23 protein-coding genes and 3 pseudogenes are annotated in these 25610 nt (G+C 37.6%); 14 read left to right on the plus strand and 12 right to left on the minus strand.

Going from position 1 to position 25610, the window contains the following annotated elements:
• Positions 1 to 16: 16 nt before the first annotated feature.
• Positions 17 to 2380 carry a GAF domain-containing protein gene (locus N824_RS10730; protein ID WP_048905152.1) on the minus strand — a complete coding sequence of 788 codons (2364 nt, stop codon included), beginning with the start codon at positions 2378 to 2380 and terminating at the stop codon, positions 17 to 19.
• Positions 2381 to 2561: 181 nt separating this feature from the next.
• Here N824_RS10730 and N824_RS10735 point away from each other — a divergent pair, with 181 nt between their 5' ends.
• A complete protein-coding gene (locus N824_RS10735; RefSeq protein ID WP_048905153.1) occupies positions 2562 to 3017 on the plus strand; it encodes a low affinity iron permease family protein in 456 nt (151 codons plus the stop codon).
• 38 nt (positions 3018 to 3055) lie between these two features.
• Here N824_RS10735 and N824_RS10740 read toward each other — a convergent pair.
• The 3 genes and pseudogenes from N824_RS10740 to N824_RS10750 form a co-directional block, all read right to left on the minus strand.
• A pseudogene (locus tag N824_RS10740) lies at positions 3056 to 4057 on the minus strand (aldo/keto reductase).
• 26 nt (positions 4058 to 4083) lie between these two features.
• Positions 4084 to 4374: a putative quinol monooxygenase gene (locus tag N824_RS10745; protein ID WP_048905154.1), complete on the minus strand. Its 291-nt coding sequence runs from the start codon at positions 4372 to 4374 to the stop codon at positions 4084 to 4086.
• Positions 4325 to 4978, minus strand: coding sequence for an NAD(P)H-dependent oxidoreductase (locus tag N824_RS10750; protein ID WP_048905155.1), 654 nt, complete (start codon positions 4976 to 4978; stop codon positions 4325 to 4327). The genes N824_RS10745 and N824_RS10750 overlap by 50 nt, the downstream gene beginning before the upstream one ends.
• Before the next feature lie 111 nt (positions 4979 to 5089).
• Here N824_RS10750 and N824_RS10755 point away from each other — a divergent pair, with 111 nt between their 5' ends.
• Both N824_RS10755 and N824_RS10760 read left to right on the plus strand, forming a co-directional pair.
• Positions 5090 to 6004 carry a LysR family transcriptional regulator gene (locus N824_RS10755; RefSeq protein ID WP_048905156.1) on the plus strand — a complete coding sequence of 305 codons (915 nt, stop codon included), beginning with the start codon at positions 5090 to 5092 and terminating at the stop codon, positions 6002 to 6004.
• A 172-nt stretch (positions 6005 to 6176) separates the two neighbouring features.
• Positions 6177 to 6734 carry a phosphatase PAP2 family protein gene (locus N824_RS10760; protein WP_048905157.1) on the plus strand — a complete coding sequence of 186 codons (558 nt, stop codon included), beginning with the start codon at positions 6177 to 6179 and terminating at the stop codon, positions 6732 to 6734.
• Here N824_RS10760 and N824_RS10765 read toward each other — a convergent pair.
• From N824_RS10765 to N824_RS10775, 3 genes are all read right to left on the minus strand, one after another.
• Positions 6718 to 7302, minus strand: coding sequence for a DUF417 family protein (locus tag N824_RS10765; RefSeq protein WP_048905158.1), 585 nt, complete (start codon positions 7300 to 7302; stop codon positions 6718 to 6720). The two genes, N824_RS10760 and N824_RS10765, sit on opposite strands and share 17 nt — an antisense overlap.
• 60 nt (positions 7303 to 7362) lie before the next feature.
• A complete protein-coding gene (locus N824_RS33030) occupies positions 7363 to 7920 on the minus strand; it encodes an AraC family transcriptional regulator (protein ID WP_200869863.1) in 558 nt (185 codons plus the stop codon).
• A gap of 303 nt (positions 7921 to 8223) precedes the next feature.
• Complete coding sequence (locus N824_RS10775; protein WP_048905159.1) at positions 8224 to 8898, minus strand: GrpB family protein; 675 nt, start codon at positions 8896 to 8898, stop codon at positions 8224 to 8226.
• 119 nt (positions 8899 to 9017) lie between these two features.
• Here N824_RS10775 and folE point away from each other — a divergent pair, with 119 nt between their 5' ends.
• From folE to N824_RS10815, 9 genes and pseudogenes are all read left to right on the plus strand, one after another.
• Complete coding sequence (gene folE / locus N824_RS10780; protein ID WP_048905160.1) at positions 9018 to 9719, plus strand: GTP cyclohydrolase I FolE; 702 nt, start codon at positions 9018 to 9020, stop codon at positions 9717 to 9719.
• A gap of 118 nt (positions 9720 to 9837) precedes the next feature.
• Positions 9838 to 10629: pseudogene (locus tag N824_RS38325) on the plus strand (Rrf2 family transcriptional regulator).
• 574 nt (positions 10630 to 11203) lie between these two features.
• On the plus strand, positions 11204 to 11608 hold the full coding sequence (locus N824_RS10785; RefSeq protein WP_152542171.1) for a hypothetical protein: 405 nt from the start codon (positions 11204 to 11206) through the stop codon (positions 11606 to 11608).
• Between the two features lie 59 nt (positions 11609 to 11667).
• A complete protein-coding gene (locus tag N824_RS10790; protein ID WP_048905162.1) occupies positions 11668 to 12054 on the plus strand; it encodes a group III truncated hemoglobin in 387 nt (128 codons plus the stop codon).
• 174 nt (positions 12055 to 12228) lie between these two features.
• Positions 12229 to 13098: a ThuA domain-containing protein gene (locus N824_RS10795; RefSeq protein ID WP_048905163.1), complete on the plus strand. Its 870-nt coding sequence runs from the start codon at positions 12229 to 12231 to the stop codon at positions 13096 to 13098.
• A gap of 54 nt (positions 13099 to 13152) precedes the next feature.
• Entirely contained in the window at positions 13153 to 14049 is an 897-nt protein-coding gene (locus tag N824_RS10800) for a sugar phosphate isomerase/epimerase (protein WP_048905164.1), read from the plus strand.
• Between the two features lie 18 nt (positions 14050 to 14067).
• Complete coding sequence (locus N824_RS10805; RefSeq protein WP_048905165.1) at positions 14068 to 15234, plus strand: mandelate racemase/muconate lactonizing enzyme family protein; 1167 nt, start codon at positions 14068 to 14070, stop codon at positions 15232 to 15234.
• Between the two features lie 37 nt (positions 15235 to 15271).
• A complete protein-coding gene (locus N824_RS10810; RefSeq protein WP_048905166.1) occupies positions 15272 to 15757 on the plus strand; it encodes a VOC family protein in 486 nt (161 codons plus the stop codon).
• A 3-nt stretch (positions 15758 to 15760) separates the two neighbouring features.
• Entirely contained in the window at positions 15761 to 16717 is a 957-nt protein-coding gene (locus N824_RS10815; RefSeq protein ID WP_048905167.1) for a 2-hydroxyacid dehydrogenase, read from the plus strand.
• Positions 16718 to 16788: 71 nt separating this feature from the next.
• Here N824_RS10815 and N824_RS10820 read toward each other — a convergent pair whose 3' ends face one another.
• Positions 16789 to 18858, minus strand: a complete 2070-nt coding sequence (locus tag N824_RS10820; RefSeq protein WP_200869864.1) for a PVC-type heme-binding CxxCH protein — start codon at positions 18856 to 18858, stop codon at positions 16789 to 16791.
• A gap of 13 nt (positions 18859 to 18871) precedes the next feature.
• Positions 18872 to 19966 (minus strand): annotated as a pseudogene (locus N824_RS33035) (SGNH/GDSL hydrolase family protein).
• 277 nt (positions 19967 to 20243) lie between these two features.
• On the opposite strand from N824_RS33035, the gene N824_RS10825 reads away from it, so the two are divergent.
• The gene (locus N824_RS10825) at positions 20244 to 21179 is read left to right on the plus strand and encodes a D-2-hydroxyacid dehydrogenase family protein (protein WP_048905168.1); all 936 of its coding nucleotides are present in this window, start codon (positions 20244 to 20246) and stop codon (positions 21177 to 21179) included.
• Positions 21180 to 21267: 88 nt separating this feature from the next.
• Positions 21268 to 22110 carry a VOC family protein gene (locus N824_RS10830; RefSeq protein ID WP_048905169.1) on the plus strand — a complete coding sequence of 281 codons (843 nt, stop codon included), beginning with the start codon at positions 21268 to 21270 and terminating at the stop codon, positions 22108 to 22110.
• A gap of 110 nt (positions 22111 to 22220) precedes the next feature.
• Here N824_RS10830 and N824_RS10835 read toward each other — a convergent pair whose 3' ends face one another.
• From N824_RS10835 to N824_RS10845, 3 genes are all read right to left on the minus strand, one after another.
• The gene (locus tag N824_RS10835; protein ID WP_048905170.1) at positions 22221 to 23831 is read right to left on the minus strand and encodes a hypothetical protein; all 1611 of its coding nucleotides are present in this window, start codon (positions 23829 to 23831) and stop codon (positions 22221 to 22223) included.
• Between the two features lie 120 nt (positions 23832 to 23951).
• Positions 23952 to 24887: an NAD-dependent epimerase/dehydratase family protein gene (locus tag N824_RS10840; RefSeq protein ID WP_048905171.1), complete on the minus strand. Its 936-nt coding sequence runs from the start codon at positions 24885 to 24887 to the stop codon at positions 23952 to 23954.
• 90 nt (positions 24888 to 24977) lie between these two features.
• Positions 24978 to 25592, minus strand: coding sequence for a Crp/Fnr family transcriptional regulator (locus tag N824_RS10845; protein ID WP_048905172.1), 615 nt, complete (start codon positions 25590 to 25592; stop codon positions 24978 to 24980).
• Positions 25593 to 25610 lie beyond the last annotated feature (18 nt).

Consider the following 25610-nt stretch of genomic DNA (forward strand, 5'->3'; position numbering starts at 1 on the left):
TTTGACATATCTATGGCTAAATGTCGTTTGTCCTTTCCGGATGTATAACACCAATCCTTAATGCTTTTAACCCGCTTAACCCTTGTAAGTCCTCTAAATCAAGTTCTTCCATCTCCTGATCCAGCACTCCGGTTTCCTGTAAATAAGTGACAAAAGGAAGGTAATCGTCAATATCCCGCTTATTAAAATAGATCAATGCTATTTTATCTGGCTGTGTTAACCGCTCACTGGTACCTCTGATGTGAACTTTGTCGATTCGTTTTTTTATCATTTGATACCTGATATTGTATGCACCCTCTACATCAAATTTGCGCTCATCAGCTCTAAAACTAATGTCGATTGTATGGTTGTGGACAAACAACAACTGAGTAGTATATAGCTTGGTTGGCATTGCAGGTAATAAGGCATGAGTCATTCTAACTACATTTGCCATTGACGAAAGCTGCCACAGCCTAAGATTTTTAAGGTGAAAATGATTAAAGATTTTATCTGGAGAAATGGACTGGCCAATGTAAATATCGTATTCAACACCATCAGTTCTGAATTTCTCGAAATAACAAGGATACGATTGCTGCAACTTCTCTTTTTCGGCTTCAAAAAAGTTGTTGATTGCAGTATTTATCATTTGCATAGAAACTTCCAGGGCATATCTGTTTTTGTGAACATCGCCATCTGCAGCTCCGGAAACCAGCAAATAATCGTCAATTAATTTTTTGAGTTTAGGTTCCTGCTGAGATAAATGAAATAAATAATCGCTCGATTCTTCTTTTAAAAAGCTGTTTAGATTATTCTCGTCCTGGGTATTTAGTGTTTCTTGTAAAAGTAACTGCTGCCATTTTCTCGAATTGAAAATCATCTCTTCCATTAAAGAAGAGTAGTGATGGTCTTTTAGCTGATCAAGCGCTTCAGAAAGTAGGCTTAAATGATGACTCAGATCAGCTTTACTGGCCGTATTTCGTTCAATTGTAGAGTTTCTGATGTCAATAGCTCCATAAAAAGGATATACATCTTTAAAGCTGATGTCTTCATTTCTAATTGGCAAATGCTTGTTTTTATCATGCATATGATGCCATGCTACTTCATTAAATTTCCATTGAACTGAAGGCTGGATAGAGGTGAATTTCTCTTTTATAACGTTTTCCAGTTCCAGGTTAAATTCATCAATATAGATCTGTAATAGCTGAGATATTGGGGCAATAGCAGGCTCTAGCAGTGCAAGTATTTTCTCATCAAAAGTTTCTCCTTCCCATGTGTGTACGGCTAAAACACCTACAATCACGTGGTCGTAAAAAACGGGAGTGAGGGCAAGAGACTTAACTCCCAGTTTCACAAAATGATGAAGCCAATGAAATACAACGGGATCTTCGGCAAGAATATCAGGAGAAAAGAATGAATTCGGATTTGCGGTATAACCTTCGGCATATTGCTGAAACGTTTCAGGGTCTAAATTGTCTTCACCCCATACAGAAAACAGTATTCCTGTACCGCCCTTTACATTACCATAAACCGGTTTGTTGTTAACCCTTACAAAAGGAAACAGGTCGAACTCAATTTTGTTATTTTGTACTATTGTTTTTAAAGATTGGATAACACCGCTATATGTTGCTGCCTGATCGCCAAGGGTACGGTTAAGCCGAATGTTTTTGATGTTTTCTACAGCCTGGATAGCGGTTACATCAGATACAGTGATTACAGAGATACCTCTAAAACGGAAAAGATCAAGTGGCAGTATTTTTTCTAATATTTCATAACTTGAGCCTTCTCCTATGTATTGCTGAAGTTCTCTGAAATTGAGTGGTGGTAATTCACCTTTTGGCGTAACTTCTATGAAATCTGTATTCAGGTTTACATGAAAATAACCTAAAAGACCTGTGTCAGTTTTGAGACCTGCATGATACTGATGTGTTTTTACAGGTACATGAAAATTGTAAAGTTCCTTTAAAATAAACGAATAAATCAACTGTAGGCGCTCTTTATGGTAGTCGGAAGGGGTTTTAGAAACCACATACGAATCCTGATCATTTTTCTTGTTTTCCAGCAACTCGTACATAAGTTCTGTACCATAAAAAGTTATAGGCTGTAATGGAAAGCAAAGTCCCCAGGCCAACTTATCCTCAGTTGCAAGTGCAGGGGTAAGGCAAGCATACATGTTTTCGAGTAAGCTTTCATATTCATGTATGCTTTCAAGTGGGATTTCTTCTTCTTCAACATTATATTTTTTAAACTCCTTAAGAGCCGTTTTATACAATGCACCTTTTACCGTTTTTTCACCTTTTATTCTTCCTCTCAGGTACTTAATAAAAGGACCGAAAGAGATTGCCGAATCAACTTCAAGTGAATGTGCTTTATTTCCAGAAACGTCTAGGATAACTTTTTTCATTTCGGATATTTTACTTCATTAGGATGAAGGTACTGACTTTAGATGTCTTAAAAGTCAATATGTAACATTCTGATTCAAATTTATTTAAAAAAAATCATTTTCAGCAGAAGATATTCAAGTAAACAGGCTTTATTTGACTAGATTTAATTAAGGTTTTAACTATTAAAAATCATTACTCATTATGAAAAACACTTCAGGAAATTTCTTTGAAAAGGCATCTACAAAAATTACAAACTGGACAGGAAGTCCGGTAGCTTTCGGTGTAGCATTTCTAATTGTGCTAACATGGATACTTTCAGGCCCCATTTTCAATTATTCAGATACCTGGCAGCTTGTTATCAATACAGGTACCACAATAATTACCTTTTTAATGGTTTTCCTTATCCAAAAATCTCAAAATAAAGATTCAAAAGCTATTCAGCTTAAGTTAAACGAATTGATAGCTGCAAGCAGACATGCCAGCAACAGGATGGTTGATATTGAGGATTTAACGGAATCAGAGCTGGATGTTCTTCATAAATACTATCAAAAACTTTCTGATATATCTGAGGCCGACAATGATATTCATACCTCTCACTCTATTGATGCAGCGGTAACTTTGCATAGGGTTAAAAAAGAAAAAAGAGCCCTTGAATAAGTTCAAGGCTCTTTTTCAGATAAGCTATAAGAGTTGAATTAAAGTTTTTCTAGCTCTTTATTAATAAAAGCCAATTCATCTTCACTAAGAGAGATATTAATTGCTTTTGCATTATCTACTGCCTGATTTGCATTTCTGGCACCAGCAAGTACTATAGTTATACCAGGTTGTAACGTTGTCCACCTTAAAACCAATTGCGATAAAGAAGCATTTTTGCTGATCGCTAAAGGCTCTATTGCGTTTAGGAATGATTTTACGTTTTCCCGATCGAACTGGCCAAAGTAACCATTTCTATGATCATCTGATTTTAAGGTTGCGTCTTTGAAATACTTACCGGTAAGCAAGCCTCTTTCCAAAGGACTATAGGCAATAATTCCAATGTTATTTGCTATGGTATAAGGGATTACATCTTTTTCAATTGCCCTGTTAAGCATACTGTAAGAGAGCTGATTAGAAGCCAGATGGGTTGATTCTTTGGCTTCTTTTAACTGCTCCAGACTATAATTACTTACACCTGCAGCGCTGATTTTTCCTTGTTGGATCAGAAGTTCCAATGCTTCCATAGTTTCACTTATGGGCGTTGTAGCATCTGGCCAGTGTAGCTGTAGTAAATCTAAGTAGTCTGTACCCAAACGTTTTAAGCTTTCCTCGACTTCTTTAATGATATTTGCTTTGGCTGCATATTTATAAACCGGTATCGTTTTTCCATTGTCGTTAGCGTCAAAAAAGAACTCACCTTTTCCGTTATTGCTGCCATCCCAAACTAAACCGAATTTGCTTAATAGCTGAATTTTACTTCTGTCTTTACCTTTAATTGCCTGGCCAATAAGTTCTTCGCTTAAGCCAAAGCCATAAAAAGGAGCGGTGTCTAAACTTGTAACACCATGATCTAAAGATGCATGAACAGCATCAATAGAGTCTTGTTTCTCGTTTCCTCCCCACATATTGCCGCCTATTGCAAAGGCGCCGTAAGTTATAGCAGWYWRSWTTMAATMYGWTYTTCMTNAATYWWCTNAYRWTCCNTKYTTTATTCTTTTTATTGTGCTATCAGAGATAGTTATTAATATCAGGCAAGTTTATCTGTTTCATGTATAATGACAGCACCATCAATAATGTCAACAGAATCTTTGATAAATTTATTAATATGAGTGGTTTGGTTATGCAGTTCCAGTGCTTCTTTGCTTGCCCATTCCTCATGAAAAATGAACAAAGCAGGATCGTCAGTTGATTGATGAAGATCGTATTGAATGCAGGCTTCTTCTTTTCTGGATTCTACAACCAGCTCCAATAAAATGGCTTTAAACTGATCAATGTGCTGTTGCTTGGCTCTGGAAATTGCTGTTAGATAAATGCTCATGTTCTTTGTTTATAAATATGTTGTTCAAATGTGTTGTGTATCTTTCAAGATCGACTACAATATTAGCATTCTTTTCTACATCGTGAAAGTGCAGGCCGGGTAATGGTTTCATTCCAGTAAAGGCATTCATGCGATGAAAGCCAAATAAAGCACCATCATCAACACTGGTTTCATTAAAGAACTCTCCCGGTAGGCTAAAAGCTTCTTTTGGAGCATTCCATGACGAGGTAACCATATATTGTTTACCATGCAGCATACCACCTGTGCCATAATTAACAGTTGGGTTTTGAGATGAACGTCCATCGCTATGATAAATTCCGGTTTGGTGACCTTCTGTAAAAACCACGTCAATATATTTTTTTAATCCGTTAGGTACCTGAAACCACCAGATAGGAGTATGGTAAATAACAATATCAGCCCATACATAATTCTCTACTTCATGTTTTGGATCATATTCATCATTGATATCGGTAGATCTGATTTCAAATCCTTCTTTGCCATTAAAAAACTGACGTGTGGTATCAAAAATTGTTTTATTAAAACGGCCTCCAGAATGTCCAAAGACCTGTCCTCCGTTAATTACAAATATTTTTTTTGTTTCCATTTTAATAGAATTGATTTTACTTCTTAATTGTGGTGACAAAATTACGGCTAGATATGTTACTATTAAAATAATATAAATCATACCTTTGTATCATAATTATGATATATTGTTATGGTTAATTTAGAATGGTTCAGAACCTTTAAGGCTATTTATGAAACAGGTACGCTAACCGGTGCTGCCGAGTCATTGTATATTTCGCAGCCAGGTGTGAGTTTACATTTAAGCTCATTGGAATCGTATGTAGGTTACAAACTTTTTGATCGGACGTCGAGGAAAATGGTGTCTACCGAACGCGGAAAGATACTTTATAATTATATACAGGAATCACTGTGTAAACTGGAAGAAGCGGAGCGCCACTTCCATAAAAGTACAGAAAAGGAAAAGCCGACCATAAGCATTGGTATGTGTTTTGAGACCTTCCAGTTCACACTTGAATCTTATTTGCCTACTTTGGATTTTAATGTAATTATTAAGTTTGGAGACTATCCTCAAATGCTTAGTGACCTGGATAATGGTATTCTGGATCTGATTATTACACCACAAAAGGGAGATTACAAGGGATTGATTTATACTCCTTTTTTTAAAGAAAGAATAGTAGTAATTGGCGGGGCAAAAACATCCACAGAAGAGCTTGATCCTTTGCTAAAAAGCAGAGATCTGAGCGGTATACAGGATTGGTTAAAACACCAAACCTGGTATGGTACAACTGGAGATATGGAGCATTTACGGAGGTTTTGGCATATCAATTTTGGTAAACGACCTGATTTTAAACCTAATTATATTGTACCTAACATGAGCTCAATTATCCGTTGTTTAAGTGGGGGAGAGGGAATTGCTGTTATTCCCGATTTTCTTTCTAAAAAAGAACTTGATTCCGGTAACGTTAAGCAAATATGGGATGGCTATAATGTAATAGAAAATACATTGTATTTTGGCACAAGAAAGAAAACAATGTATCTGGAAGAGGTCATGCAAATTCAGGAAATCTTTTTGAAAGAAATGGTTAATGAGAACCATGATAAATAAACAATAATTTTTAATTAAGTGATATACTTATGATGGTATATTCAGAAACTAACTGTTATTTTGATCTGTTTTTAGAATCGTAATACGGTACGTACACATTTATTAAGCAAGGGAGGACTAAACATTGAAAATACAATACTTTAAATATTTACTGTTAATTCAAATTGGTTTAATGTCTTTTTTGCCATTGCATGGTTTTGCTCAAAATGGATTGCAACGGATGGACGATCAGATACTTATTGATCTTTCAAGAACCAGAACACCTGGGAAAACAGGTTTCTTTATGTTCTTATCTAAAAACAATGATTTAGTTAACGTAGGTGTTCCAGTAGGCTTGTTTGCCGCGGGTGTAATTGGCAAGGACAAAGAAATGAGGCAGAATGCCTTATATGTTGTGAGTAGTTCGGCTGTTAATGCGCTGGTTACTATGCTAATTAAAAAAGCCGTTAAGCGCCCAAGACCATTTCTTGCCAATATTAAAATTAATGCTGTTTATCAGCCTTCCCATTATTCGTTCCCATCCGGGCATACCTCTACATCGTTTACAACTGCTACTGCTTTATCTCAGGCATACCCTAAATGGTATGTAATTGCGCCTGCATATCTATGGGCCGGTTCTGTTAGCTTTTCGCGTTTATACTTAGGAGTTCATTACCCAACAGATGTGGCAGCAGGTGCTGTATTAGGTACTGGAACTGCGCTTTCGTTTAGATTTATGAGACCAAATTAGTCTTACTGCTTTTCTCTTTAAGATAAAGCTTTGCAGATTCACTCATTGTAATAAGGGCGCCGCCAAGTATCACAATGTCTTTGATAACTAATCTTCCACGGCCAGATAAATAGGGGAATCCCCATTGTTCATCTGTTAAATGCGGCACCCAACTTTCAGGAGTTGTAACCAGGAAAGACAATGTGCCAATCGACATTAGGAATATAAGTGCACTGCCAATGATACTAGCTAAGGGGGCTACTTTATGTAGGGAAACCAAAATAGCAAGCGTAATTAAGAATACTCCTAGGCCCGCCGAAAAACCATAAGTATTATTGGCTATGTGCCATTGATGATTTGCCGGAATCAAGTCGCCTTCTTTATTCATGTAGCTTTTATACTCAGCAGGATGGTTGTAAAAGAAAGACATAAATGGGCTGTTGGCCACAAAAGGAACAACGCCATCAGCCTCATACGTAAAAAACTTTAAACCACCTATCCAAAGAAAGACGATAACAATTCCAAAGCGGATTGCATTTTTACCTAATTGGTCAAGATTGGCTATTGTATTTATGATTGAATTTTTCATGCTATTGATTTTTATACAAATCTATAGCAACCCGGGTAAGTAGTACATGGACAAAAAGGGTTAATCCTTGGACATATCCGCCACAATGGAGATGCCGGTTTTATCTCTGAAAGCTTGTGGCGAAACTTTAGTGAATTTTTTAAACACGCGACTAAAATAGAACTCGTCCTGAAACCGTAAATTATAGGCAATTTCTTTAATGCTTTGCCTGGTTAAATGAAGTTGTTTTTTTGCCTCGAGCATTAATTTTTCCTGAATTAATTGTGAGGGTGACTTTCTGAAATAACGGGTACAACGCCTGGTAAAATTGTCTCTAGACATGGACAGTAATTCGGCATAGTCAACTGGTTTATGGAGATTAAGGAAATGCTCGTCCAACAACTGGCTAAACTGCTCCATAAGTTCATCTCTTTCGCTATCGTTATTTTTATTAGAAACCGCATTCATCTTAATGCTGCTTGACTTGGCTAAAAAGAGTTGCAAATATGCGCGTGGTACTATATCAGACAGGGTTTCGTTGTTTAATTCTTCTGTTAAATCATCCACTAGTTTATCAAATACCCTTGCTTCTTTTTCTGTTAATATTACAATTGGATCGATGTAGATGTTGTTGAACAATAAGCCATTGCAACGCACTTCAGTACGATGAAATTCAATGCAATAAAAGTCACCATGAAACTGCAGCTCGGTGCATTTTATAGATTCGGATTTTTCCAGATAAATAACCTGTAATGGTGTAGAAAACAGTAAAGCAGGAGCAGCAAAAGGGAAAACACCAAAATCGGCATGATAYAGNACCWYKYSCWTMTTTAATAAACAACACAGTATACATGGTTGACTGAGCAGGTGCGCTGAGGTCTTTGTAAGTGGTTTCTTTTAAGCTTAACAGCTGTTCTCCTAATGGTGAAATTAGCTCTTGCATTAATGGGGTTTTATTGAAGCATTTTTTGAGGCAATATTTTGCTGTTTTATATTTTGGAGTATTTCATCGTCGAAACCATTTTTTGCTAGTATGGAAATAATAAAATCAGTTTTTCCATCAATATAGCTATCAATGTCAAAAGGATATTTTTTAGCCAGTTCCGTTTTTAATGTCCCGTATTCTATTACTATTTCTGGATGTGAACGAAGGTAGTCTCTAAAGCGGATATGGTTTTTTAAACCAATGCCATCCTGCGTACAAACGTATAAGTGGTGTCTAGGCCATTGTTTTCCTGAACCGTCAGCAGGGCTTAAATCCGACATTCTTTCAAAAGCATCTCTACTAACAATGCCCATTTCTCCCAGGTAGTTATATCCAAGTCCTTTCAATATCCGGATAATCTCTTTAAAATTGCTTTTATCCTTAATGACCAGATCTAAATCAATAATTGGTTTTGCAGCAAGCCCCTGCACAGAAGTACTACCAACATGTTCAATTCCGATAATGTAATCCTTTAGCTGCTTATTAAATATAGAGCTCAGCTTCTCGAAAACTGATGCCCAGTCGCTGGAGTAGGGTACAACTATAACTTCTTTACTTGTCATGATATCGTCTCTAAAATTATTAATATTTTCTGTATTGAACAACTGATAACGCTCTTGCAAAAGGAACATCGTCGGGCAATCTCTAACAAGTATGATATTAATAAGATAAAACTTAAAAATTATCTTTTTTATATTTACGCCCTGCTATTACTAAAAACCGATAAAGATAAAATTAGTCGCAATAATTTATGAAACAGAATGGAACTGCCTTGAATACAACGGATAATAACCTTTCTTTAACCGAGTTGGAAGATTTATTAGGCGAACAACACATTGGTACTTCTTATAATACCCCCTTAAGAGCAGATGCTTTTGAGCTGGGAGATGATGAAAAAATTAAGATTATTGCAGGGCATTTTCGGGAAATCATGGAAACGCTTGGACTTGATCTTACAGACGACAGTCTTAACGGAACACCGGGCCGAGTAGCAAAAATGTTTGTGAAAGAAATTTTTAGCGGCCTTAATCCGGTAAATAACCCTCAGATTACTTTATTTGATAATAAGTATCAGTATAACCAAATGCTGGTAGAGAAAAATATAACCCTTTATTCTAATTGTGAGCATCACTTTGTACCCATTATTGGTAAAGCACACATTGCCTATATCTCTTCAGGAAAGGTTATTGGATTATCAAAATTAAACAGGATTGTTCAATATTATTCCCAAAGACCGCAGGTACAGGAACGTTTAACCATCCAAATAGCTAACGAATTAAAAACAATTCTGGAAACTGATGATGTTGCTGTAGTTATTGATGCAGCTCATTTATGTGTATCGTCCAGAGGCATAAAGGATGTAAACAGCAGCACCGTAACCGCTGAATATTCAGGTGCATTTCTAGATAAGGCAACAAAAGAGGAATTTTTGCAATATATCCGTCCTAGTTAATGTCTTAATTCTAAATGGTTAGAGGTGAAGCATTACCCAGCCTTAATTTTTGACTTCAATAATAAAAGATAAATATATCTTTTATTATTGAAGCTTATGTTTTACATTTGTGGCGCAGATGGGAATTTTTTCAAAAACATGTGAATATGCAATGCGTTCAGTTTTCTTTATTGCGCATCGGACTGCTGCAGGCAGCAGGGTAGGGATAAAGGAAATAGCATCGGGTATTGAATCTCCTGAGCATTTTCTGGCTAAGATTTTACAAGATCTTAGCAGGAAAGGAATTGTGCAATCTGTTAAGGGGCCAAATGGAGGTTTTTATATGGATGCATCTACACTTAAAAGGCCTCTATCTGACATTGTTGAGGCTATTGATGGAAATAGCCTGTTTACCGGATGTGGTTTAGGATTAGCATATTGTTCAGAAAGCAATCCTTGTCCATTGCATCATGAGTTTAAGGCCATTCGAAACAAAATACAGCAAATKYTKMAGGMCANKTCRATASMWGATWYWRMWRATGMTNYWGRANCWCGNSRATWRCTRANWTTAANRAWRATWWRAATYTNNRRMTWAMTAAANNWTAAAAANNWATWAAWATWTWWYTAWATNRASKAWWRAAMRRWAWYAATRKATTNKYKMWAYRRYTMMTGWACWAAANNASAAYGGWKTAKCNKYAACANWWMCWKTWCTAMARSAGRANKGTKTAYCMWTAANWMMWSAWYTCWAMAACMKGWTKWWTAYSSRKAATCNSYRAASTNNYAAAMASCNRWWYMRYWTKGGSAATNRGCNRWAKTGGNTNAWRCAGMAAAYMKMKYYRRCMMTGGMGNNKTAWTGSCWKWKGYRGAMARKATAGNNRRCMCWRGMRTRTTARTNYYAGNYRKYRGACMRGAKMRRKMWCAANNATKKTAGNKTMGACATYWRAYYRSAKCAATNNAKSARRTTKTANGNNGAMATNNWKMAWYRCMKSAAWTNAGKAGRTKYWWGGAMANGCRGCNWYACCNRSAAWTNNMRWASMTGNATNGWCWGNGKCNTKANMCAANAAYTSKMWRASCWRAWRWCKGSTCAKSAGNAYRRAWSKMYAKGAKSRMRWMMCKKYWCRGYAGNTAWGNKAWRSRYAGRATNNCGWCNNMMWTTACNNTWSRTWWKAYMWWYKTMSRWYCGANWGRWRKWAMWKYRTYYKMCCWTKTWCCNGNTCMGNTNRTRKMARMRTKWMMGYSYWTKTACCNGGWMAKKAWATYANYATYANRMRYGYYWKTANCRGNWATKWMAWKMWMTCMGGCACNNGNYYAKTAYMGWATTTCNRWRMASKCCGRMAMARGAKYRKKMTYGRATWYMRRTRRWSKYMKMARWARSWRYKKKCWTGNNGWTANYAAAKRGKSWKATNAKTRWMKATKTTNAYKWCGTTATTAAAGAGGGAGATATTGTAGATGTTACTTCMCCTGCCGGTGACTTTAAACTCGCTAATGATTTAGCAGCACCTGTAGTGTTAATTAGCGGCGGGGTTGGGCTAACGCCAATGATCAGTATGCTGGAGAACCTTGTGGAACAGAAATTCATTTATCCTATTACCTGGTTACATGGCTGCAGGAACCGTTCAGTACATGCCTTCAAAGATCAGCTGGATCAAATTGTTAATGCAAATGAATCAATTGAACAACATGTTTTTTATGATGCGCCAACAGCGCTGGACAAACTGGAGGGAGTGATGGAAGGATTTCTCGATATCAATAAAATAGCATCGTTACCTCAATATCCTGGTGCTATGTATTATGTTTGTGGGCCAGCTCCATTTATTCGTAAGCAGTATCAGGATTTGATTTCCCGCGGAATTGAAAAAGAGTCGATCTTGTTCGAAGAATTTGGTCCTGCTTTACTTCAGTTAAACTAGCTTCGTTTAGCAAATTATGGCTTATTATTTGGTCGCCTTATCACCAGTAAACTTTTTATATGAAAGCAGACATCAATAATTTTGAAGATATTGTTTTATTTGTAGATGGCTTCTACAGCAAGGTTAATCAAGATGATTTGATTGGCCCTATTTTCAACGCGGTGATTACAGACTGGAATCCACATTTGGCAAAAATGTATGACTTCTGGAATGCAGTACTCTTTGGAGTTGCTGGATTTAAAGGAAATCCTTTTGCCAGGCATGCGCCTTTGCCATTACAAAAAGTTCATTTTGAACGATGGTTACTGCTATTCGAACAAGCCATAGATGAACATTTTTCGGGTGAATTGGCTGATGAAACCAAGAAAAAAGCGGGAATGATGGCTGAGATGTTTTTAAGCAAACTCTCCCATATGAAAGGTGGTTCAGATAGGGTAATTGTATAGTAGCGTTTAACTTTTTGATGATCTATTAAGGCACGAAGTTGTGACAGACTATTCGTGCCTTTTAACTTGGTTTTTATTTTAATAATCATATTTTTGGTTAACTCTTAAATAAATTGCTTTCCGGAGCTTTATTTTTTTAATCCATCTAGCTGACCAAATAAAAGTAGAAACACAATGAAAAATCTTAGGGGCATTATATGTTTAATTGCAACAAGCATATTGCTATTCAACTCACTCCATTCTTTTGGTCAAACCAAAAAGCAAAAGTCAAAGAAGCCGCTAGTTGTATTTGTTACAGGCGATCATGAATACAGTAGTGAAGCAACTATGCCACTTATAGCGGCAGAGCTGGAAAAAAATTATGGAATGCGTACAATCGTTCTTAAATCTTCACCTGATTATAAATCTGAAGAAAACATTCCTGGATTGGAAGCATTAAAAGAGGCTGATTTGGCTGTGTTCTTTCTACGCTGGAGACGCTTGCCTGAAGAGCAGGTAAAATACATTGATGATTACTTAAAATCAGGCAAGCCAGTAATGGGCTTTAGAACAACTACACATGCATTTAACTACCCGGCAGGACACCTTCTTGAGAAGTGGAATGCTTTTGGTGAATTTGCATTTGGCGCGCCTCCGGGATGGGGTAAAGGCGGACACACACATTACGGACATAAATCTACCACAGATGTTTCGGTTATTCATGCACAGGCAAAACATCCAATTTTAACCGGTGTCCCAAATAATTTCCATGCTGCTTCGTGGTTATACCATGTGTTGCCACATTATCCGGTAAAAGGATCAACATGGTTACTAATGGGTAAATCTGTAAATCCTGATAAAGAGGCAGTAGACAACCCTGTTGCCTGGACCTGGAAGACAGCTGCAGGAGGCAACACTTTTATGACCACACTTGGCCACCCTGCAGATTTTAATGAAGAAGGTTTCCAAAGACTTGTCATAAATGCTGTTCATTGGACATTAGATAAGTCTGTTCCGAAAAAATGGGCAGGAAAAATCGACATGAACGTTCCATACAGAGAGTAATAATACGATCTATAAATCCACTTTTTAACCAAATACAACATTACCTAATACTTTATGGAACTTTCGATACATAATTGGATGCGATCCGAAACGATAGAAACAACCATTCGCAGAGCATCTGGACTAGGATACACAAAACTTGAAATTGCAGGGAGTCCTGAACATTATGATACCAATTTGGTACGAAAATTATTAAAAGAATATGGTTTAACCTGTTGGGGATCTGTTACCCTAATGCTGGAGGACCGTAATTTGCTTGCCAAAGATGAAGCCCAACGGGCAAAGTCGGTCCAATATGTAAAAGATGTTGTCCGAATGGTTAAAGAGCTTGATGGACATATGGTTTCTGTAGTACCCGGTACTGTCGGAAAAATAGTTCCCGATGGCAGGCCAGAGGAAGAGTGGCAATGGGCCGTTGAATCTCTAAAAGTAGTTTACGAATATGCAGAACAATCGGGTATATTAATTGGAATAGAACCCATTAACAGGTTCGAAACATATTTCATTAACAGGGGAGATCAAGCGCTGGCATTGGCTCAGGCTGTTGGATCTAACTGTGGAGTTTGTCTGGATACTTTTCATATGAATATTGAAGAGACAGATATGTTCGAAACGATCAGAAGGGCAAAAGGCAAACTGATCGGCTTTCACGTTGCTGATAACAACAGAATGGCACCTGGAATGGGTAATTTGAACTGGAGTAAAATAATTGACACACTTCATGAGGTGGGATATAATGAAGTACTTTCGGTTGAATTTTGCTCTCCGTTGGACCGTACTCCTGCAAATCCTTATCCGAATTCTGTTGATGAAAATCCAATAGATCTATCTCCTGAGCAAAAGAAATTTTTGGAAGATCATGGCAGTACTTCAGTTTCTGAAGAATTTTATACCATGCTAACCCAAAAATCTTTTGAAACCTTATCAAGCCTTATTAACAACACGAATTAAACCACAAAATAAACCTAAATGAAAATAACAAATGTAGAAGCGTTTTGGTTACGCTGTCCCATTCCGAAAGAAAAGCAACACTTTTCTGATTATGGCTTGCTAACCAATTTTGATATGACCCTTGTTGTGATAACAACAGAAGATGGCCTTCAGGGTTTTGGAGAAGCTAAAGCAGCAGTAGGATCCTCGGGCGTATGCGCCTCAATTGTAAGTTGCATTGAGAATGAACTTAAACCTGTTTTGATAGGGAAAGACGCAAAAAATATAAACCGTATCTGGGAAGAAATGTATAATGGTACACGTGATCATTATGCACTTACAAGAGGCCGCAGATTTCCAATTCTTGGACGAAGAGGACTTACCGTGTCGGCAATGAGTGGTATAGATACTGCTTTGTGGGATTTGAAAGGTAAGGCACTTGGTGTTCCGGTAATGGATTTACTAGGTGGTGCTTGTCGCGATCAGATGCCTGCCTATGCAAGCGGAGGCTGGGCAGATGCCGAAAACATTGGCGCACAATTAAACGGTTATGTAGCTAAAGGATTTAATGCAGTAAAAATGCGTGTTGGTATTATGGACCAAACTGTTCAGAATAGCATCGATAGGGTAAAAGCTGCAAGAAAAGCCTTAGGGCCAAACATTAAACTTATGGCTGATGCACATGGCACCTTTAGTGTGCCAGAGGCTAAGCAGTTTTGCAGAGGAGTAGAAGATTGTAACCTGTACTGGTTCGAAGAACCTATCAGTCCTGATAACAGACATGGAACTGCAGAGGTAAGAGCTTCGACAGCTATTCCGATAGCAGCTGGAGAAAGCGAATACACCAGCTTTGATATTCGTGATCTGCTTGAAGTAAGAGCGCTCGATGTGATTCAGCCTGATGCTGCTATCATAGGCGGTATTTCAGAAACTATGCGTGTTGGGCATTTGGCTAGCGTTAATCAGCTTGAACTGGCTCCGCACTGCTGGGGATCGGCTTTTTCTTTTATGGCAGGCTTAAATGTAGCTTTCGCATCTCAAGCGGCAACAATAATTGAGTTTTCTTTAGGAGGAAATCCAATGATGTATGATTTGGTAAAAGAGCAGATTGAAGTTAAGGCTGGCGTAATTGGCGCTCCAACAGCTCCTGGATTAGGATTAACTCCTAATTGGGATTTCGTAAAGGAATTCAAACAAAAAGTTTAAAAAAAGGTAATTAAATTGTATTTATAAATTTTTACATATGGCACGTGCACTAAAAATTAATCACGTTACACTAATTGTAGACAACCTGGAGAAAGCAGGAGAATTCTATCAAAATGAATTAGGTTTAGAACCACTTGCAGCATTTAGGTTCGACTACCCTGTAATGTTTTTTAAATTTAATGATGAACAACAATTACATCTTTCTGAGTGGGAAGATACCACTTCCTTCCGTGGACATATCTGTGTACAGGTTGATGACTTTAACAGCATTTTCTTCCGCATGAAAGAACTTAATGTTATTGATGTAAAACCTTGGGGAAAGGTTCGGCAACTGCCTGATGGCGCCATGCAAATGTTTGTACGCGACCCTGCAGGTAACCTGGTAGAAATTTCCTCGACACCAGGAGGTGAGGTAGATCCATTGATATTTAAGGATGAGTTTTATGAAGAGGGTTTGTATGTTTCAAACAGAAATGATTTTAGAGGATTCAGATCTGATGACGCCACCTTATATCATAAATAGCTAATGAAAAAGAGCGTTTTATTGCTTGAAACTATTGATGATGATGCATTGAAAATCCTTCAGGATCATGTAAACGTATTTACCGGATATGATGATGCTTCTTTAAGGAATGTTTTAGGGGTGCATGAGATCAATGCTGTAATTACCCGTGGCAAGGGTCAAATAAATAAAGCACTAATGGAAGCCATTCCAGCCTTGCAGGTTGCTGCAAGGTGTGGGGTTGGTTTGGATAATGTTGATGTACAGGAGGCTACTGCCAGAAATATCATGGTGATAAATGCACCTGGTTCAAATGCTGCAACTATTGCAGAGCATACTTTATCGTTAATGTTGATGCTAATGCGCAACATGTACGAATCTGTTGCTGAGGTTAAAAATGATAACTGGAATTGGCGCAATCAATACGCTGGTGATGAGTTAAATGGAAAAACACTTGGTGTTTTGGGAATGGGGAATATAGGCAAACGTGTAGCCAAACTTGGCGAGGCTTTTGGAATGAATGTTTTGTATTGGAGCAGATCGAAACAGGACCTCCCATATACCTATTTGTCAATGAATGAGGTAATAGCGCAATCGGATGTACTTAGTCTTCATTTACCATTTACTAAGGAAACAGGTACTATATTAGGAGCGGAACAATTGGCTTTAATGAAACCTGATTCTTTATTGATTAACACTGCCAGGGGAGCATTAATTGATCATGAGGCTCTTTTAAAGGCACTTAATGAGCAAAGAATTTCAGGGTTCGCAGCTGATGTGTTGCCAGAAGAGCCTCCTGTTTCTGGCTTCCCGATATTGCATCATTCCCGTGCACTTGTTACGCCACATTCTGGAAGCCTTACCGCTTCAACATACAGGCAAATGTGTGTACTTACCGTAAAAAATGTAGTAGCAGTACTCACAGGCGAAAAAGCAGATACCAAAAGCATATTCAATTTTAGTGCGCTTAAAAAGACCTAGGTAGCACACACCGTCATCTCGACAATAGGAGAAATCTCTCCCATCTCGAGATGACGAAAGCTTTAAACATCTTACTTCTCCAGCGGATGTTGTTTTAACAGCTCAGCTGGAGAATAAAAACCTGTTTTAGCTTTCGTTGCATTACGTACCTGCTTTACTTTTGCTGGAGAAATGGCGGATGCCTGATTACCAAATGAGTTTCTCACATAAGTAAGTACCGCAGCTACCTCTTCATCTTTTAGCATACCTCCAAAAGGAGTCATTGGTACTTGTCCACTATATTTTTTACCTTTAATTTCAACTGGTCCTTGTAAACCTTTTAGTACCAGCTTAATTAAGCGGTCCTGACTTCCCGTAACCCATTTTGATCCTGTAATTGGAGGAAATCCAGATGATGGCAAACCTTTACCATCTCCCTGATGGCAGGTAATGCAAAAACCTTCTTTAGCAAATATTGCTCGTCCTTTTACAAAGAGCTTGCGCTCTTCGCCACTCAAAGCTGTGGTCAGCTTTTCTCCCTTTTTCTCTGTTACAGATCTTCCGTTTAAGTGAGCTATGGCAGTTTCATAAGGTGCTCTCATCCAATCATCAAGGTTTTTTTTGCCAACTTCCAGCTCTATCGGTAATGCTTTCTCTTTAGGTAACCAAGATGCGGCAGCAATCACTTCAAGTCGAACCCTGCCGTTTTCATCGGCCGCAGACTGCATTAACAATTCCGGCTGATCAGCTATCTGATGTCCTGTGTATCTTAACACTCTTACCGCAGCTGCCCTTGCATGGAAATCCTTTGCTTTTAACAACTGTCTAAGTAACTGATCGTCTACTTTATTTAACCCCCAGGTTACCCAAAGTGCTTCCAAAAGGTTGTGCTCAAATCTAGGATCATTTTTATCCAGTTTGACCAGCCATGTTTTCACCTCATTAAGCACGTCAGAAACTCTACGTCCGCGCAGCTCAGATCTGGTACGGGACCGAGTTCTGTCTTCCGGTAACTTTAGGTTATCTAAAAGCTCCGGAATACTTGCGTCTGCAATTTTTACTGGCTTTATTAACGGACGAGAAGGGTAGGTGATTCTGTAAATACGTCCGTGTACGTGGTCTCTTAAAGGATCTCGGGCATTGTGCTGCATGTGTCCGATTAAGATGTTGTGCCAATCGGCAACATATAAGGAACCGTCAGGTGCAAACTCCATATCTACCGGCCTAAAATTTTTGTCTTCTGCTATTAGCAAATCCTGTCTGTGTCTACTTTTATATCCCGTTCCATCATCAACAAGAGTATGTTCTTTAGTACCTAAGAAACCGATCGTATTATTTATTAAAAAATCACCTTGCAGTTCATCAGGGAAGTGCCTACTAGAAACAAACTCCAAACCAGAGGTAGGACGAACACGATGTTCAGGTTGTAATAAATCTCTGGATTTCTCAGTAAACACGCCATATCTTGGTTTTACTGAAACTGGCAACATCCAGCATACATCAGGGCTTGATGTTTCTGCATAAAAATTCTGCCCCCATTTATCAAAGSYAAKAYCSSARGGATTAGGGACATATGGTTGAGCAGTGCGTTCTAACTTATGTAATTGTGGACTGTAGCGATAGAAACCACCATTGGTAGCCCTAACAGGCCCATAAGATGTTTCTACGTTTGTGTGCAAAAACACACCTTCTCCCATATATATAGCTCCTGAAGGATCAGTAGTAAAGGCGTGTATATTGTGATGTGTATCATGATCATCGAAACCGCTCAACAGAATTTCTTTTTTGTCTGCTTTGCCGTCGCCATCAGTATCCTTTAAAAGCACAAAGTTTGTTCCTTGCGAAAGGTAAACCCCCTCGGCAGTGATTTCAAAACCTAACGGAAGATGTAATCCATCTGCAAAAACGGTCTGCTTATCGGCTTTTCCATCATTATTTGTATCTTCTAGAATTATCAACTTATCATTAGGCTTAGCATCTCCAGGTTTATAATGCGGGTAACTAGGCATGGTTGCTACCCATAATCTGCCCCTGTTATCGAAAGTGATCTGACAAGGCTTAGCCAAATCAGGAAACTCTTTTTCTGAGGCAAACAGTTCTATTTTAAAACCTGGAGCCACTTTTAGTTTTGCTAACGCTTCCTCACCAGATAAATACTTCAAGCTTCCATTCCGATCAGCRTKATNMATYTNKAKWWWASTACNSKSRSKRKMGWTGKATNWCWWMTYMGYRRYAMCNCRKATSCANYKTTTCACCCTTTACAGCTTTCCAAATTGCTGTATCCCTTATTGCTGTCATTTCCCGGAGTCTTTTAATCTCTGCAGGATAATTATCTGGCCCAAAAGGATCATATCTGCGGCCATACGCATGTACTCCATTTGGAATTTTAAAGTCGTTGTGCCATGTCCAGTTTTTCTCTAGTACTGCTGAATGAACAAGGGCCCTGTTTTCTTCAGCTTTCGCTGTAACTTCACCAAAAATCTGGTTGGCTAACAAAGGAGCGAAACGTGCATACGCGGTATCACTAAGTTGTGATCCATCTATAGTCAGGTACTTTTCTGTAGTTTCGAACCATTTTTTTGTAGGCGAATAAACATCAACAAAGCGTACATTATTGTTCGCTGCTATCTCTTTCATAGCGTCTGCATATAAGGAAAGATTGATGTTTTCCTGTTTTCCATTGGGTAGATCAAACTGTTTGGAAAGGTCTTCGAATGCAATTGGTGAAACAATGGCTAGCTGAGGAGTAGAAATACCGTTGTACTGTTGTTTTAAAGTATGTTTAATAAAGGCATCAAGTTCAGCCTTATAATTTTCAAGACCCTTTGGTCCTTCAAAAGATTCATTGTATCCAAAGAACGCAATAACTACATCGGCTTTTAGCCTGGTAAGCCATTGATCTTCAGTTTCAAAATGCCCCTCGCTATCTGAATTGGTAGCAAGCTCTGTTTGGAATTTTTCTGCCCCAGGAAAGGCCCATGGCGACAATCTGCTGGCATGTGGCCGGAAACCAGGAGTATTCCCGCCATCGCACATGTTTCGTATATATAAGTTTAGCTCTGGATACCGCAAATGCATTTCTGTTTCGAAATGTCCATAGTTCATCATTCTTGATCCCAAATTGTTTCCTATAAGGACAATGTGCGTCCCTTTTTTTAGTTGGAGTAGCGTGGTGCTCGTTGGTGTGAATTGCAGGGTAAAGAGCGCAATTACCACACCCGCCAAAATTGTAAGAGTAACCTTGGTTCTCTTTTTTGCGAATCTGATCATCTGATATTATATAGTACCTAACAAATACTAAATATAACTTTTTATGCTATACAATTTAACAATGTCTTAACAAATTCAAGAATTGAGCTGTTATAACTATTAACACCATCAGCCTGAATTGAAATTCTAATTAGTTCTTTGATCTAAAAAGATCATATCTGCTTGCTTATCGGTTTTATTTGAATCATTTGTAACTTCTTCGTGATGTCCCTCTGACAGTAGAAATATTTATTCCTAATTTTAATCACAGACTTATACTTCATAAAAAATAACAACAATGAAAATACTTCCCCAAATCGCCATATTGGATGATTATCAAAGTGTAGCTTTTTCGTTTGGCGATTGGACCAACGTTCATAAAAAGGCCGACATTACCGTATTCAATCACCATATGGCTTCGCAAGAAGAAGTTATACGGACCTTGCAACCATTTCAGGCCATCTGTGTAATGCGTGAGAGGACACCTTTGTCAAGAGAAATCTTATCTAGTTTACCTAATCTGAAGCTTATTGTTTCTACCGGTCGGCGTAATGCCTCCATAGATGCAAAAGCTGCAGAAGAATTGGGGATTGCCATTTCAATTACCGGATATCATGCTAGTGGCGCGCCGGAAATAACCTGGGCACTATTGCTGGCAGTGGCCAGAAATGTTGTGGCAGAATCGACAGCTTTAAGAAAGGGTAACTGGCAAAGAGAAGTGGGAGTGGATTTGAAAGGGAGAACCATTGGGATTATTGGTTTAGGTAATATTGGGAGTACAATTGCACGTTATGCAAAAGCTTTTGAGATGGAGGTGATTGCCTGGAGTGAAAACCTTACTTTAGAGAAAGCAAATGAACATAGTGTAAGACTGGTTAGTAAAGAAGAATTATTTAAAACGGCCGACTTTGTAACCCTGCATTTGGTATTAAGCTCACGTTCTAGAAACATTGTAACTTCATCTGAACTTAATTTAATGAAACCAACGGCTTATCTTATCAATACCTCAAGAGGCCCCCTTGTAAATGAGGTCGACTTGATTAATGTATTGGTAAACAATAAAATTGCAGGAGCGGCTTTAGATGTTTACGATACTGAACCATTGCCAGCCGAGCATCCTTTTCGTAGGCTAGATAATGTGTTGGCTACACCTCATATTGGCTATGTAACAAAGGATACTTATAAGATCTTTTATGAGGATACCATTCGTAGACTGGAAGAATGGTTGTCATAATTTACCCCTTTTATTGTCGGTTATGCCCATCATAGAATCTGTTTAAGTATAGTACCTTAGTACAAGTAAATATTTAAACCTTAAGACTATGAAAAATTTAATTTATCCTTGTTTAACCATCAGAGGTAAGATTGCAGAAGCATCAGATTTTTATATTCAGACTTTTGGCGAAGGAAAAATCAGTCAAACCTCACCATTCGTGATACAAATTGAATTAAGCGGACAAAAGTTTATGTTGCTTAATGATGGGCCAACTTCATCACCTAATCCCTCCATTTCATTCATGGTCATTTGCGAAAGCGAAGAAGAAACAGAAACATATTGGAATAAATTGATGGAAAGTGGCAGTGCCTTAATGGAGCTTGATAGCTACGATTGGAGCCCTAAATATGGCTGGGTACAAGATAAATATGGTGTATCGTGGCAGGTGTACACCGGAGATAAAAGTCAGACTCCTCAAAAGTTTTGTCCTACATTAATGTTTACAGGTGATAAGGCTGGTAAAGCAGAAAAAGCAGTTCATTTTTACACGGACCTGTTTCCTCAGTCTAATATCCAGGGCGTACTAAAATATAGTAAAGAGGATGATGATAATGAAGAATTTGTAAAGCATGCCCAATTTAAGATCAAAGATTTTGTAGCTATGGCTATGGATAGCTCRGMSRRMYWWGGTSWTGRWKTWACTGATGCAATATCGTTGGTTGTTGAATGTGAAAATCAGGAAGAAATTGATAAATATTGGGGTCAGTTAACGGCCAATGGAGGTAAAGAAGTGGCCTGCGGCTGGTTAACTGACCCGTTTGGGATAAGTTGGCAAATTATACCTAAAGCATTAGGTAAATTGGTTAGCGATCCTGTTCGTGGCCAGAGGGTAATGGGGGCATTAATGAAAATGAAAAAACTGATAATTGCAGATTTAGAAAGCGCATAGCAATATAAATAGTCATAAAAGAAAACCTCGGATTTTATACTTTAAAATGAAGTATAAAATCCGAGGTTTTCTTTTACATTAAAATTTTTTAGCCGATTCAGTTCAACTTATTAATTTAAGTTTACAGGTATTGTTTTAGTTATAGTAGGAATTAATAGACCGTTTTCATAAAATTTGACAGTTAAAGTTGCAGTCTTTGATGGAAGAGTTCCTGTAGTAAATGTAATTGTATTTAATCCAACTGTTGAAGTCTCTAAAATCGCCTTGTTTTTTGTTGGATAAGATATAGTCCAGTTTTTATTTGTACCTAATAACTCTGATAACTCACCAGCATCAGCTGTTACTTCCACTTTGAATTTTAGAGCGCTCTCAACTAAATTAGCGGATATTTCAAATAAATTACTGTTAAGGGTAGTAGTAGTCGAATTTAGGATGTTTTTACCTTTGTATATCGTAGAACTAAGTGCTGGATATTCGATTAAATCAAAGGATTTGATGTAAGAAGTTGATTTTTTAAATTGATCTAAATAGCTAAGATTTATTTTATTAAGTATAGAATCGGGATATAGTGCAGTGTATTTAGCTTTTACCTGATTGATTACTTTGGTAGTATCTAAATAATATAGGTGAGTCATGATACTATTACCCAAAGAAACATCGCTCAGTAGACCATCAGTTTTTAAATCTTCTGCAATATCGTTTAGAATTTCAGTCAGCTCACCGTCTGATCTAAACCCAACTAGCATTGTGGATAACGAGAGCAAAATATTACTTCTACTTGAGGATCCAATTAGATTTACCTTTTCTGCTCTTTTAATCCCAGGATTTTGAATACCAAAAACATTCAAAACTTCATTTACCGATTGAATTTTTGCATCATTAAAGGACTTTCCTTGATCAATTAAATATTTTACCCTTGGTTCTTCCAGAGCAGTAAGAATGTTGACATTGACTGCTTCCGACGTATTGATCTTTACAAGACCGGATAATGATATTTGAGAAGAAGAGTTCTTACCTGATACTTCGTTGAAATAGAAGCCAGAAGAAACAACTCTAACATTTTTGCCCTTAAGATTTTTAACCCTCAGACTAAATGATCCATAATTATCGGTAATTGTACTATTAAAACTTCTGCCTGTTTGAGTCAATGTTGAGTCCATCTCGAATAGATATAATATTGAACCTTTTAAGAATCCGCCCTTTTCAATTTTTCCATTTATTTCTTGTGTGCTCTCTCCATTTTTCAATTCTTCCAAATCGGCGGCCATTTTTGTTATTGCGGATTGTAATTCACTTGTAGCCGTCGCAGTGGCTTTTTGTTCAGTATCAATTTTAGTTATCGTTTCACCTAATTGAGTAATTGTAGTTTTTAAAGACTCTAGTTGTATAATAGTAGCTGCTTGTTGAAGCGATATTTTTAAGTTAGCTATGTCAACAGAATTGGTAACTCCGCCATTTTTTATTTCATTAGCAAGGGTCGATAGGTCAGATGTTAGAGCTTTTAAGGAATTAATCTCATTGGAGTTGAGTTTACCTTGTTGTTGCAAAATGGTAAGATTAGAATTGATATTGCTAATTTGATTTTCGATACCTGAAACTCTAGACTCTAATTCAGCGATCTGCCTTTTAAGATCTTCATCATTTTTTTTGCATGAAATTAATAGCGATAGGCTTGTTGCAAGAAATAATAAGGCAATAATTTTATAAGATTTTGAGAGCATGCGTTTTTTTCTGTAAAAATATATATTTATTCAATAAAATAGCTTAATAATGAAAATATTTAATCGACTTAAACTATCGTTCCTTATTGCATTCTGTGGGAATATTAACAATGTGGATTTTTATTTTGTCCGGTATAAAGTCTCTGACATGTGCTTTATTCCTTCTTTATAACTGGTGGGTTTTATATTAAATGTATTTTCAAATTTTGAAGAATTGAAATTGTAGTCATGGTCATATTGATAATACATCTCTACAGTTCCGGCTACAACTTTCTTAAATAAACCCACCAACTGAAGCATAAATTTATTAATAGTGGTGTGAGCAGGCTTTACCCCATAAATTTCTGCAGCCAATCTTATAAATTCTTTTCCTGTTATTGGTGCGGCAGTAGGCAAATGCCATATTTGATTATCAGAATCTGGTGTTTGCCCTAAAAGATACATTGCCTTGCCAGTATCAGGTATGTAAGTAAAATTGTGTAACACTTTTGGGTCGCCTATCCATTGTGCAGATGTTTTTTTTGCATACTTATCTAATACCATCATATCCAGAAAACTATTCATAGAATCTGTACCATAAAAATCTGCAGCCCGGGCAATTGTGGCTTGCATGTTTCCTGCTTTAACCTCGTCCATCAGTTGTGAAGCTATGCGTGCCCTAACTTCACCTTTCACACTAGTTGGGTTGTATGGTGTTGTCTCAAGCATGGGGCCTTTAACCAGCCCGTACATATACACATTGTCGAAAAATATTAACCTCGCCTGCGTTTCTTTTGATGCGTTAATCAGGTTCCGCATAATTACTGGCCATTGTTGCTGCCATATGGTTTTATCATAAATCAGGCCTGCGCACATGTAAACTACAGCAGAACCTTTTACAGCAGCCAATACCTCTGCATAGTTTAACAGATCAGCTTTTTGCCAGGTAACGTTGGTAACTGTAAGTTTAAGTGGCCTGCGACTTACCAGGCGAATAGTTTCGTTAGGATCATGGTTTAATAATTCTTTTGTAAGCGCGTTTGCTGTTGGCCCGCCGGCACCTAATATAGTATGCATGTCTTTTCGATTTGTATCATACAAATGTAGCTGGGGCTTGTAAACCAAAACGTTAACAAAAGATAAGAAATTAATTATGCATGCCTGGAGTTAGGCGTATATTAAAGTCCTTTTTCTTATCCGCGAAAGCGACACAGGTGTAATACCCAAAAAATTGGCAACATAGTGTTGTGGCACACGTTGCATAATTTCAGGTGTTGTTTCGAGCATTTTAAGATAACGTTCTTCAGGAGTTTCAGTAATAAAAGATGTGATCCTGTCTTCGTAACAGCAGATGTAATGTTCTGCAACCAATCGGCCGAAACGTTCCATCTTGTAGCCGAATAATGGGTGACTTAGCATCATGTCCATGTTTTTACGGGAAATAAGTATCAGCCCCGTTTGTTCAAGCGCTTGTATGTATCCAGTGCCGGGTTGCTGAGTAAGAAAGCTTTTGTAAGAGCTTACAAATTCATTTTCAAAGCTGAAATATCCAGTTATTTCAGTACCATCCTTAACATGGTAATAACGAACTGAACCATTTACAATAAAACCAATATCATTACAAACTTTATCCTTAATTGAAAAATGGTCTCTTTTTTTGATGACTTTATAGTTAAGGTGCGGTATGAATTCAGTCCATTCAGCTTCATTAAACGTAATGAAATGCGCCAATCCTTTTCGGAATATATCTAAAGCTTCATTTGAAATGTTGGAACTGATCATAAGGAATGAATTATAGGA

The organism is Pedobacter sp. V48, assembly GCF_000523515.1.
Classification (GTDB): Bacteria; Bacteroidota; Bacteroidia; order Sphingobacteriales; family Sphingobacteriaceae; genus Pedobacter.